The organism is Siccirubricoccus soli (assembly GCF_024178315.1).
Taxonomy (GTDB): Bacteria; Pseudomonadota; Alphaproteobacteria; order Acetobacterales; family Acetobacteraceae; genus Siccirubricoccus; species Siccirubricoccus soli.
In genome coordinates this window covers 53,786-65,187 of the sequence record NZ_JAMZIK010000008.1, presented here as the reverse complement: position 1 = coordinate 65,187, position 11,402 = coordinate 53,786, and the positions used below count along the sequence as shown (strand labels likewise).

The window sequence follows — 11,402 nt, the reverse complement described above, 5'->3', positions numbered from 1 at the left end:
GCCAGGCCCTGGCCGCGCTCCGCGCCGGGCTGCGCGCCCTGGTGCTGGACCCGTCCTGCCCCGCCTACCCCGCCCTCGCCGCCGCGGCGGCGGAATGCGGCGCCCGGCTGCTGCCCGCCCGCCCGCCGGCGCTCGATCTCGGCCGGATCGATCTGCGCCGGGCGGGCGGGCGCCGCTTGCTCGCGCAATGGTTGGTTCGCGGCCGGTGACACTGGCGCGGCACCGCGCTAATTCCCGGGCACCGAACCCCGTCGCCAGGAAAGGGTCTCCCCCATGCAGCTCACGCCCAAGGTGAAAGAAATTCTCTCCTGGTATGAGAGCGACAACCCGGGGACCAAGGCGAACCTCGCCCGCATCCTGATGGAAGGGAAGCTGGGCGGCACCGGCAAGATGGTCATCCTGCCGGTGGACCAGGGCTTCGAGCACGGCCCCGCCCGCTCCTTCGCCCCGAACCCCGCCGGCTATGACCCGCGCTACATGTTCGAGCTGGCGATCGAGGCCGGGCTGAACGCCTATGCCGCGCCGCTCGGCATGATCGAGGCGGGCGCCGCCACCTATGCCGGCGCCATCCCGACCATCCTGAAGCTCAACAGCAGCAACAGCCTGTCCACCACCAAGGACCAGGCGGTGACCGGCAGTGTCGCCGACGCGCTCCGCCTCGGCTGCTCGGCCATCGGCTTCACTATCTACCCCTCCTCCGAATACCAGTTCGAGATGATGGAGGAGCTGCGGGAGCTGGCCGAGGAAGCGAAGGCCGCCGGCCTCGCCGTGGTGGTCTGGAGCTATCCGCGCGGCCCGATGCTGGACAAGGCCGGCGAGACCGCGCTCGACATCTGCGCCTATGCCGCGCACATGGCGGCGCTGATCGGCGCCCACATCATCAAGGTGAAGCCGCCGACCGCCACCATCAGCCTGGAGGCGGCGAAGAGCACCTACGAGAAGTATCCGGTGGACGTGAACGACCCGGTCGCGCGCTTCAAGCACGTGGTCCAGGCCTGCTTCGGCGGCCGCCGCCTGGTGGTGTTCTCCGGCGGCGAGGCGAAGGGCAACGACGCCATCCTCAACGAGGTGAAGGCGATCCACGCCGCCGGCGGCAACGGCTCCATCATGGGCCGCAACGCCTTCCAGCGCAGCAGGCAGGATGCGTTGGCGCTGCTCGAGAGCATCATCTCGGTCTACCGGAGCTGACGTGCTTCCCGCGGCGTCGCTTGGCGACGCCGCGGGCCCCGGTCGGGGCATTGGTTAGTGCCTTGCGTGCCTGTCGCGGCAGGGCCGGAGCAGGTCGCGGGTGCTCCTCTGCCGCCACATGCGTGAGACTTCGAACGGCAGCCCCGGCCCAGGCCGGCGCTATGGACCGTGCCGTCGTTCCCCGATGCCGCGTGCCCTTCAGGCGGAGCTTGCCGCTCGGGGTGAAGCATGCCGAAACCTCCGGCCCCGTGGTGCGCGGCAAGGCCGGGCGGGACGCGGTGCGGGACATGAACGATGTCGGCTTGTCACCTAACCCTTTGCGACACAGCCCTCACCGCCGCGCGCGGAACAGCACCGCCAGACCCGTCAGGGTCACCAGCCCGCCCGCCACATCCGTCCAGGCCAGTTTTTCCCCCAGCAGCGCCCAGCCGAACAGGGCAGCCAGCGGCGGGGCCAGCAATTGCAGCGCCGCGGCCGTCGCGGGCGGCAGGCGCCGCAGCATCACGAAATACAGCGCATAGCCCCCGACGCCCACGACGACGACGCCATAGGCGAGGGAGAGCACCAGGGTCAGGCTCGGCGCCCCCGGCAGCGTCGGTTCCAGCCACCAGGCGAGCAGCAGCAAGGTGACGGCGGAGGCGGTGGTCTGGCCGGCATTGGCCGTCCAGGCATCCACCCGCCCGCGCGCCGGGGCGAAGCAGAGCAGCCCGACCGCCTGGCTCAGCGCGCCGAGCAGGGCCAGCAGCACCGCCCAGAACTCCGCCATATGGAAGCTGCCGAGGCCCCGCCCGGCACCAAGCACGGCCACCCCCAGCCAGCCCAGCACCAGCCCCGCCCAGGCCCGCGGCGGCACGCGCTGGCCCAGCACCAGACCTTCGCCCGCCGCGACGAAGAGCGGCGCGGTGGAGGAGAGCAGCGCGACGAGCCCCGAGGGCAGGACGGTGGAGGCGATCCAGGCCGGCGCCAGGTAGCCCGCCGTGCCGAACACGCCCATGGCGAGGATGCGCCAACGATCGCCCTTGGCCGGCCAGCGGGCGCCGCGCAGCGCCAGCACCATGCCGAGCACCGGCGCCACCAGCGCGAAGCGCAGCGCGACGCCCCAGAGCGCCGGCCATTCCGGCACCACCCCTTTGATCGCGGTGAAGGCCGAGGCCCAGATCGCGACGAAGAGCAGCCCGAGCCCTATCCCGCCCAAGGCATTGTCTCCTGCTTCCCCGCGGGGCGGAGGCGGCATGGCGCGGCTGCACCCCTGCGCCCGGCGCGGAGGCCGGCCGCTGGCAGGGAGGAACCGCTCCCCCGCCGGGGCGTGCTGCGCTGGTCCTCGCTCACACCCCGCTCCGGTCCCCTTGGAGCAGGACTGGCTGAGCTTCGCTCACCCATCCCGCTCCAGCTCAGTGTCTGGTCGCGTGAGTCACGGTTCGGCCGATCCGGCCTCAACCGGTCACGCTCCATGTCGTCGCGCGCTCCGCGCTCCGGCACCCTGCCGGGGGCGCCGCCCCATCCGGGCATGCGAGACTCCATGGGAGGCACCGCAGGCCCCGGCCATGGTGACGATCACCGAAGCATTTTCAAGCCGGGCGGAACCGCCTGGCGATTCGCGGAAGGCGATTGCATGAAGGCGGGGCCGGTTTCGCACCGGCGCGGTCGGGGTGACGCTGCACCAGTCGAGGAGGCTGCCGCGCGTCGCGCGAATGCCATGTCTCTGGCGCGACGCGGTGCTGCTTCGCGATGTCCCGGGGCCCGGCATCGGCAACAGGGCCTGCGCGAATGGCCGCTTCGCCAGCGCCCGACGAAACAGCCCTTGCGGAAAGTTCTCCTCGGTATCGAAGGCGCCAGTGGCGACAGCCCCGAAGCCCGGAAAACTAGGCCGCCGGCATCGCCTGGGAGAGCCGCCCGCCCAGCCGCACCGGCTCCACCCGCCGGGCCAGCCCGGTCGCGTCATCCGTCTCGACGAAGACGCCGCAGAGCGTCGCCTCGCCCTCCGCCGGGGCCAGCTTCTCGCCCGGCATCTTCCGCCAGAAGCGCAGCGCCGCGCCGCCCTTCTGCATGCCGATCACGCTGTCATAATCGCCGCACATGCCGGCATCGGTCATGTAGGCGGTGCCGCCGGGCAGGATCTGGTGATCGGCCGAGGGGGTGTGGGTGTGCGTTCCCACCACCAGGCTCACCATGCCGTCGAAGCTGTGGCCGAAGGCGTATTTCTCGCTGCTCGCCTCGGCATGCACGTCGATCACCGCGGCCTGGATGGTGCCGCCCGTGCCCATGCGGTGCTTCGCGAGCTCCGCCTGCACGGCGCGGAAAGGGTCGTCCAGCGGGTCCATGAACAGCCGGCCCATGACGTTCACCACCAGGGCGCGGCGGCCATCGGCCAGCACCGCGACGAAGGCGCCATGGCCCGGCGTGCCCGGCGGGAAATTCGCCGGGCGGATGACCCGCGGCTCGGTCTCGAGATAGGGGATCAGCTCCTTGCGGTCCCAGGCATGGTTGCCGAGGGTGATGACATCGGCCCCGGCCGTGAAGAAGGCCCGCGCCATGTCGGGGGCGAGGCCGAAGCCGTGGCTGGCATTCTCCCCGTTCACCACCACCAGCTCGGCACCCAGCGTGGCGCGCAGTTCCGGCAGGCGGGCCGTCAGCGCGTCCCGCCCGGAGCGCCCGACCACATCGCCCATGAAGAGAATCCGCATTCCGTCAGCCTCCGCACCGGATCAGGCCGGCCTCGGTGGCGACCATCGGCAAGGTGAAATCATCGGGTCCCGCCGGCACCTCCGCCATCTCCTGCGCCGCATAGGCGACGCCGATGGCGACCGCCCCGGGTAGGGTGGCGAGCGTCCGGTCGTAATAGCCGGCGCCGTAGCCGAGCCGCCGTCCGGCCCGGTCGAAGGCGAGCAGCGGCACCAGCAGCGCCTGCGGCGCCACGGGCTCGCCGCCCGCCGGCTGGCTGGTGCCGAAGGGGCCGGGGGCCAGGGGCTCGCCGAAGCGCCAGCGGCGGAAGGTGAGGGGCTGGCCACGCCTCGGCGTCAGCGGCAGGGCCAGCGCATGGCCACGCGCGGCCAGGGCCTGCATCAGCGGGCGCGGGTCGATCTCGCTTCCCATCGGCCAGAAGCCGGCGACCACGGCGCCCTCGGGGATGGCGCCCGCCGCCAGCACATGCGGGACGAGTGCCGCCCCCAGCGCGGGGTCATGGCCGGCGCGCCGCTCCAGCGCGGCGCGGCGGGCCTCGGCCTTCAGCCCGTTCAGGGTCTCGGCGCAGAGGGGAAAGGGGGTGAAGTGCGGGGCCACCATGGCCGTTGGCGTCTCATCCTCCCAAGGCCTGCGTGAGCAGGTGGGCACCAGGTACCCGGACCACGATCCGGGCAGAGCCAGTTCCCGGAGGATGCTTATTGGCCCCGGGGATGAAGTGCCTGACGCACCGGGCAGCTCCGCCCACCCCATATAGGGAGGGGATCAGCCGCGGTCGAGGGGCTGCGCGTCCAGAGTCTGGGCCAGGCCCTCGATGCGCTCGGCGATGCGCGCCAAGCGGTCCGCCAGCTGCGGATCCGGGGCCGCTGCAGCGGCGGGGAAGGCGGTCGGGGCGCCGCCGGCGCGCAGATCGTGCAGCTCATCGGCCAGCAGCAGCGCCACATGCAGCAGCATCCGCGCCTCGGAGAACTGCCCGCCCATGGCGCGGATCAGCTTCACCTTCTCCTCGATCTGGGCGACGAGGCCGGTGACATGGGGCTCCTCGCCATCCTTGCAGCCGATGGTGTGCTGGTAGCCATTGACCCGGACGGTAACCTGCCCCACGCGCTACTCCTCCTCCTCCGGCGCGCCGCGCAGCTCCTCGGCCAGCGCCAGGCGCAGCCGGCCAAGCGTCGCATCCAGCCTTTCGGCCAGCGCCGCCACCTCCGCCCGCGGCACGGTCTCCGCCCCGGCCCCCAGCCGATCCAGGCTGGCGGAAAGGGCCATCGCCAGCTTCTCCACCGCCGCCTCCAGCCGCATCGCCGCCTGGAGTACCGGGTCGCTTCCGCTGTCGCTCATGCCGCTCCTGGCCAAATCGCCCGCCGGCCCTGCCTGCACGGCTGGCCGGCCGGGGAAGGCTTGGCATGGGCCCTGGCCCGGGTCAACGCCGCCGCAGGGGTTTCATGGCGGCGCAACAGGCCCCGGCGGCACCTCCACCCCCACCACGCGCCAGCCATACTCCCGCCCGTCCGGCTCCTGGATCGTCAGGTGTTCCCCCGGGCGGATCTGCCCGGCATGGCGCAGCAGGGCCTGCGGCGCCGCATCCGCCGCCGCCCCGGGCGGGGGCGGGAACCGCAGGGACCAGCCGGTCTCGGCCTCGTGATGCAGGAAGCCCTCGCGCGGCGCCTGCCCGGGCCAGAAGCGCCGGGCGCGCCAGGGCACGCTGGATTCCGCCCAGGCGACGGCGTCCAGCCGGCGGTCGGCGGTCAGCGCCACTTCCATCTCGTAGCGATGCTCCGGGCTGCCGCCGGGGAAGCCGGGGCCCGAGGCCATCACCAGGGTCACCAGGCGCATGGCAATCCTCCACCTGCCGGGCCCCGGATCCGCCGCCCCGCGGCGTGCGGGCCCAGGACGCCAGCCCTCGTTCTTCAATGCCCGCCCGCGCCGCGCGCCGGGGCCGGCGCAGACAGGACAGGCCGGGCGCCAGGGCCGAAGGTCGAGGGCGAACGCCCGGGCGGCCCCCCGGTTCAGCGCTGCGGCCGGCCGGGCCGCCGGCCTCAGATCGCCACCCGGACGCCGAGCTCCACCACCCGGTCGGACGGGATGCGGAAGAACTCCGTCGCCGGCACGGCATTGCGGGACATCAGGGTGAAAAGCCATTGCCGCCAGCGCGACATCTTCGGCACCACCGCCTGCACCAGCGTCTCCCGCCCCAGGAAGTAGCTGGTCTGCATCGGCTCGAACTGCACCCCCTCGGCGCGCAGCGCCGCCAGCTCCCGCGGGATGTTCGGGCTTTCCTGGAAGCCGTAGCGGAGGATGACGCGATGGATGTCCGGCGCCAGCTCCGAGACCTCCCGCCGCTTCTCGTCCGCCACCTGCGGCACGTCGTCGTTCAGCACCGTCACGAACAGCACCCGCTCATGCAGCACCTTGTTGTGCTTCAGGTTGTGCAGCAGCGCGCCGGGGACGAGGTCGGCCTGGCCGGTCATGAAGACGGCGACGCCGGGGACGCGGATGGTGCGGCTCTGCGGCAGCCTGGCGAGGAAGGATTTCAGCGGCAGGCTGTCCTGGCGGAAGCGGGCGAAGAGGAGCTGGCGGCCGCGGTACCAGGTGTTCATCAGCACCATCAGCACGCCGCCGAGGATGAGCGGCACATAGCCGCCATCCGGGATCTTCAGGACATTGGCGATGAAGAACACCAGGTCGAGGGCGAAGAGCGGCCCGAACACGCCGAGGGTGAGCAGGAGGGGCCAGCCGAATTGCCGGCGGAAGACGATGAAGGCGAGGCAGGAGGTGCAGAGGAAGGTGCCGGTGACGGCGATGCCGTAGGCCGCCGCCAGGCTGTCCGAGCTGCGGAACTCCATCACCAGGATGACGACGCCGATGAGCAGGGCGAAATTCACCTGGGGCATGTAGATCTGCCCCTCCTCCGTCTCGGAGGTGTGCCGCACCTCGAGCCGCGGCGAGAAGCCGAGCTGGACGCATTGCCGGGCGATGGAATAGGCGCCCGAGATCATGGCCTGGCTGGCGATGATGGTGGCGGCCGTCGCCAGCACCACCAGCGGCAGCCGCGCCCAGTCCGGCGCCAGCAGGAAGAAGGGGTTCTCCAGCGCCTCCGGCCGCGAGAGCAGCAGTGCCCCCTGGCCGAAATAGTTCAGCGACAGGGCGGGCAGCACGAAGCCGAGCCAGGCGGCCTGGATCGGCCGCTTCCCGAAATGGCCCATATCGGCGTAGAGCGCTTCCGCCCCGGTGACGGCCAGCACCACGCTGCCCATGGCAATGAAGGCGGCCAGCCGATAGACGGCACAGAAATGGATCGCATAGGTGGGGGAGAGGGCGACGAGCACCTCCGGCTCCCGCACGATCTCGACCAGGCCGAGGATGCCGATGCTGCCGAACCACAGGGCGCAGACCGGCCCGAACACCGCGCCGACGCTGCCGGTGCCGCGGTACTGCACCAGGAAGAGGCCGAGCAGGACGGCCAGGGAGAGGGGGATCACCGCCTCCTCGAAGGCCGGGGAGACGACCTTCAGCCCCTCCACCGCCGAGAGGACGGAGATCGCCGGGGTGATGATGCCGTCGCCGAAGAACAGGCAGGCCCCGGCCATGCCGAGCAGCGCCACCAGCCAGCGGCCCCGCTCCGTGGCGCAGGAGCGCTGGGCGAGCGCCATCAGCGCCAGGATGCCGCCTTCCCCGCGGTTATCGGCGCGCAGGACGAAGACGACGTACTTCACCGTGACGGTGAGGACGAGCGACCAGAAGATGAGGCTGAGGAGGCCGAGCACCTCCCAGCGCTCCACCCCATCGGCCGAGAAGTGCAGGACGGAGGCTTTGAGGGCGTAGAGCGGGCTGGTGCCGATATCGCCATAGACCACGCCGAGCACGCCGAGCATGAGGGCGGGGGTGAGCGGACGTCGGTCGGCATGGGGATTGGACAAGGGGGCGTTGTCCTGGAGCCGGGATGCGGCACGGATAGGGCGGGCGGCGGCGCGAAGGCAAGAGGAGGGACGACGCGCAAGCCGGCAGCGGAATGAGTCGCCAAACTTTACATCCGACGCGGTGGCTTACCGGTCAATCGAAGTGAATCAATGCGTTGGGGTGCTGGCATGACGGCTGCAAGGCAGGGGCCAAGCCTCACCCCCGGCAAAATTTCCGGGTACGGGCCGCCCTCCTGAGTAAGGAATGCGCCGTGCGATTTGTAACTCTTGCCGTTGCCGCTCTCGGCCTCACGCTCTCCATCGGAGCCGCGAAGGCGGCTACCATCAGCTATTCGGGATCCGTCCCGATGGCGGACACCAACTGGAACACGACCGTCAGCGTGCCGAAATTCAACCCGAGCCTCGGCACGCTCACCTCCGCCACCTTCACCCTGGGCGGCACGACGACGGGCAGCTTCCTGCTGCTGAACTTCTCGGGCAGCCAGCCGGTCCATGTGAACAGCGCGACGGTTACCACGACCCTCACCCTGACCGACCCGAACAATAACGTCATCGTCGTCACCACGCCGATGGCGACTCTCGGGAACGTCGATATCCCGCCCAACACCACCGGCATGCCGATCACCGTGCCGGAGCCTTCGGGCTCCGATAGCGATTCGGCGACGGTGACTGCGCCCGGCCAGCTCGCGCTCTTCATCGGCGGCGGCAACATCGTGCTGCCGATCACGGCCGCCGCGGTCACCACCTCCAACTCCACGGGCGGCTTCCCGGTCATCGGCTCGGCGACCACCGCGGGGGCGAGCTGGGAAGTGGTCTATACCTACACCCCGCTGGAGGTGCCGGAGCCGCTCGGCCTGTCCCTGCTCGGCGCCGGCCTGCTCGGCCTCGGCGTGCTGCGGCTCCGCCGCAAGGGCTGAGCCGCGGCCGGGCGGCCACCGGAACCGAATCGCACGCTTTCGGCAGACCCTGGGGGACATCCCCAGGGTCCCCGGCCTCCTGGAAGGGCACAGGAGTCGGAAAATTTGACAGGTCCGACCCAGGCTTGGGACGACCTCAGCACCGTTCGGTCGGCTGCCGCGGCTAGAGCAGATCGCGTTCGGATGGAATCATCTGAACGCGTGAAGATGCTCTGCAAACAAGGGCTCCAGGCAGCTTCGGTGTGCAATCGCCCGAAGCGCGGGAACGGCGGCGTGAAAGGCCGAGCGGGAAAAGGCCCGAGCCCCTGCGGCGCCCGGGGGCGGGAGGGTCAGCCCAGCGCGGCCGCCGCCTTCAGCACCTCGGCCGCATGCGCCGCCGGCTTCACCTTGCGCCAGATCCGCACCAGCTTTCCATCCGCGCCCACCAGGAAGCTGCTGCGCTCCATGCCCATGTATTTCCGGCCATACATCCATTTTTACAGGGTTAGTAGCCTAGGGTCGGTATCAATATCCTGTGCTGATCAAAGCAACCGGCTAAGCAACTTCAGCAAGAAGTCCGATCCGACTTTTTTAGATATTTCCTCGGCAACCCGTCCAAGTCCTTTCATGAGGGGACTCGAATGTTGGCTTTTCTGATCAGTCCCTAATTCTCGCGCGTCTGAAATGGCTTTCAGCTTTTGCGCATAACTTGCTGCTAGTTCCTGCTCATAAACCGCTTTTTGTCGCACAAGCTGCTCTCGATCAGAAGGAGAGCAACGTCCGAACAGTAAAACATCTTGAATAGTCAGGTATAGCTCTTCTGGTCCTACAGGAAGAGCCAAGTATCCTAAAACACCATACTCCGCCGCTGCAAGGCCAAACGCAACATTAGTAGCCATTCCAGACGCAATGACAATTTTGAATGCTTTGCCGGCTTGCCTCCACTGACCGCATAACTCAAACGCATTCGTATCTGGCAGCTGAAAATCAAGCAATATTAAATCAGGCTTCCAATTTTGTGTAATTTGAAATGCCTCTGCCCCCGTAGAGACGTCCACGATTTTTCTAGCGCCCTCGGCCTTTAGCCAGTCTCTGTAGACCATTACGCGCAATGGTTCGTGTTCTACGATCAAAAAAGAATATTTCCTGAAAGCCCTTCCGCTAGGTACCCATTCTCGCCCGCCCAGGTACTTTAGTTGCTTAGGACGCTTCTTGGGTGTCGGCGAGCTAGAAGGCATGGTGTATCTCTCCGTACTGGGAGCTTTGCAGCGTTACACGTTATTGGCTACGGCTGCGCCCGAGCGGCCTCGAGTTCAAACCTTCGCCGCGAGCTAAAGGAACGCCCCATGAGCGACACTGTCGAGGTCGGGAGCAAGGCTCCTGTTTTCACGATGCAAGCGAGCGGCGGTCGCACTGTCAGCAGTGACAGCCTTATGGGGCGTCCGTACCTGATCTACTTCTATCCCAAAGCTGACACTCCCGGCTGCACCACGCAGGCATGTGGCATCCAGGAAGCACTCCCACAGCTTGGTAAGCTGTCACTAGAAGTGATCGGCGTGTCGCCTGATGGCCTGCCCGCCATCGAGAAGTTCGCGAAAAAGTTTAATCTGACGTTCCCACTGGCTAGCGACCCCGACCACAAGGTGGCCGATGCCTACGGCACTTGGGTCGAGAAAAGTATGTATGGGCGTCGCTATATGGGAATGGAGCGAAGCTCGTTCCTCGTTGGCCCTGACGGCGTGATCCGCAATGTGTGGCGGAAGGTGAAGCCAGCCGAACACGCTGCCCAGGTCATCAAAGCGATGCAGGCACTCGGCTAGCTACACGGTAGCGAGTTGGATGCAGCGTGCGGCACTGAAGTCATCGGTGCCCACGGTGATCCGACTGACCACCTCACCAAACTCGTTCAGCCATGCGATGGGGTGTTCGAACCACTGACACTCGATCAGCGCGAGCCTTGCGAGCAACGGCAAGCGATCACGCTCAGTGATGTCGATGGAGAAGAGGAAGGTCGAGAAGCGGACGATGTAATCCCGGCGTTGCTGCTCGTCGCGGCTAACTGCTGGGCTGCGGGCTGCGATGTGCATGAGCGACCTCCTCGTTGAGGCTGCTCACGTATTTACCGAAGAACCCTACTGTCGTCGCGATAAGTAGGCATATGCAGAAGAAGTTTGTGCCACTGCCCGTCACACTAGAGGAACGCCTGGAGATTGCACTCTCAAGCGAGCGAGCCAGTGCGCTAGCTCCACGCTTCGGCTTGACGACTGCACAGATCAGGAATGTGCGCTATTTCGAACGTGCCAAGCATGGCATCCCACATCCGCCCTTATCCGACTCCAAGCCCTCATCTAAGCCGAGAGGCCGACCCAAGACTAAGGTGAAACTCAACCCGGCACCCAAGCCACCACCTAAGCCCAAGCCACCACCAAAGCCGAAGGCAGCACCCAAGCCAAAACCACCACGCAAGCCGAAGCGGGTACCTGAACCTGTCGGCTACGTGTCGAACCGGCACTACGAGGGCTACAAGCTGATCGACCTACGCAAGCGCAGCACTACCCCTGACATTGCCTAGGACGCAGACACCCGCACTGCTGACAGAAAAGGCAGCCACTAGGGCTGCCTGTGAGGGTCATACAGGGGTGGCTTAGTGGTGCAGTATCGTGACACCCGCAGGGCATCCCAGGGCAGTCAGCACCCTTGCTAAACGCTCCCATTCCCCAAG

Annotated in this window: 12 protein-coding genes, 1 other RNA gene and 2 pseudogenes; 4 read left to right on the top strand and 11 right to left on the bottom strand. The window is 68.0% G+C overall.

Annotated features, from left to right (window positions below; genetic code table 11):
- Both NJ376_RS01440 and NJ376_RS01435 read left to right on the top strand, forming a co-directional pair.
- A pseudogene (locus NJ376_RS01440) lies at positions 1-209 on the top strand (hypothetical protein); the annotation flags it as partial.
- Between the two features lie 64 nt (positions 210-273).
- Positions 274-1,188 (top strand): class I fructose-bisphosphate aldolase, encoded by a 915-nt coding sequence (locus NJ376_RS01435; protein WP_252951426.1) that lies wholly within the window; start codon positions 274-276, stop codon positions 1,186-1,188.
- A 331-nt stretch (positions 1,189-1,519) separates the two neighbouring features.
- Here the strand turns inward: NJ376_RS01435 and NJ376_RS01430 are convergent, their stop codons facing one another.
- From NJ376_RS01430 to NJ376_RS01395, 8 genes are all read right to left on the bottom strand, one after another.
- Positions 1,520-2,383, bottom strand: coding sequence for a DMT family transporter (locus tag NJ376_RS01430; RefSeq protein ID WP_252951425.1), 864 nt, complete (start codon positions 2,381-2,383; stop codon positions 1,520-1,522).
- 667 nt (positions 2,384-3,050) lie between these two features.
- Positions 3,051-3,872: a TIGR00282 family metallophosphoesterase gene (locus tag NJ376_RS01425; protein ID WP_252951424.1), complete on the bottom strand. Its 822-nt coding sequence runs from the start codon at positions 3,870-3,872 to the stop codon at positions 3,051-3,053.
- Between the two features lie 4 nt (positions 3,873-3,876).
- Positions 3,877-4,470: a 5-formyltetrahydrofolate cyclo-ligase gene (locus NJ376_RS01420; protein WP_252951423.1), complete on the bottom strand. Its 594-nt coding sequence runs from the start codon at positions 4,468-4,470 to the stop codon at positions 3,877-3,879.
- Positions 4,457-4,611: non-coding RNA, 6S RNA (ssrS, locus tag NJ376_RS01415), on the bottom strand. Before ssrS ends, NJ376_RS01420 begins: the two co-directional genes overlap by 14 nt.
- Positions 4,612-4,632: 21 nt before the next feature.
- Positions 4,633-4,971 carry a cell division protein ZapA gene (locus tag NJ376_RS01410; protein WP_252951422.1) on the bottom strand — a complete coding sequence of 113 codons (339 nt, stop codon included), beginning with the start codon at positions 4,969-4,971 and terminating at the stop codon, positions 4,633-4,635.
- A gap of 3 nt (positions 4,972-4,974) precedes the next feature.
- Positions 4,975-5,205, bottom strand: coding sequence for a hypothetical protein (locus NJ376_RS28950; protein WP_305879955.1), 231 nt, complete (start codon positions 5,203-5,205; stop codon positions 4,975-4,977).
- Positions 5,206-5,307: 102 nt separating this feature from the next.
- Positions 5,308-5,700 (bottom strand): hypothetical protein, encoded by a 393-nt coding sequence (locus NJ376_RS01400; protein ID WP_252951421.1) that lies wholly within the window; start codon positions 5,698-5,700, stop codon positions 5,308-5,310.
- Between the two features lie 203 nt (positions 5,701-5,903).
- Positions 5,904-7,739 carry a potassium transporter Kup gene (locus NJ376_RS01395; protein ID WP_252951430.1) on the bottom strand — a complete coding sequence of 612 codons (1,836 nt, stop codon included), beginning with the start codon at positions 7,737-7,739 and terminating at the stop codon, positions 5,904-5,906.
- 296 nt (positions 7,740-8,035) lie between these two features.
- Here NJ376_RS01395 and NJ376_RS01390 point away from each other — a divergent pair, with 296 nt between their 5' ends.
- Positions 8,036-8,701, top strand: coding sequence for a choice-of-anchor E domain-containing protein (locus NJ376_RS01390; RefSeq protein WP_370287755.1), 666 nt, complete (start codon positions 8,036-8,038; stop codon positions 8,699-8,701).
- A gap of 329 nt (positions 8,702-9,030) precedes the next feature.
- Here the strand turns inward: NJ376_RS01390 and NJ376_RS29470 are convergent.
- Positions 9,031-9,177: pseudogene (locus tag NJ376_RS29470) on the bottom strand (peroxiredoxin); the annotation flags it as partial.
- Between the two features lie 45 nt (positions 9,178-9,222).
- Positions 9,223-9,813 carry a response regulator gene (locus NJ376_RS01380; protein WP_252951419.1) on the bottom strand — a complete coding sequence of 197 codons (591 nt, stop codon included), beginning with the start codon at positions 9,811-9,813 and terminating at the stop codon, positions 9,223-9,225.
- A 213-nt stretch (positions 9,814-10,026) separates the two neighbouring features.
- Here NJ376_RS01380 and bcp point away from each other — a divergent pair, with 213 nt between their 5' ends.
- Complete coding sequence (gene bcp, locus NJ376_RS01375; RefSeq protein ID WP_252951418.1) at positions 10,027-10,500, top strand: thioredoxin-dependent thiol peroxidase; 474 nt, start codon at positions 10,027-10,029, stop codon at positions 10,498-10,500.
- Here bcp and NJ376_RS01370 read toward each other — a convergent pair whose 3' ends face one another.
- Positions 10,501-10,767, bottom strand: coding sequence for a hypothetical protein (locus NJ376_RS01370; RefSeq protein WP_252951417.1), 267 nt, complete (start codon positions 10,765-10,767; stop codon positions 10,501-10,503).
- Positions 10,768-11,402: the final 635 nt, after the last annotated feature.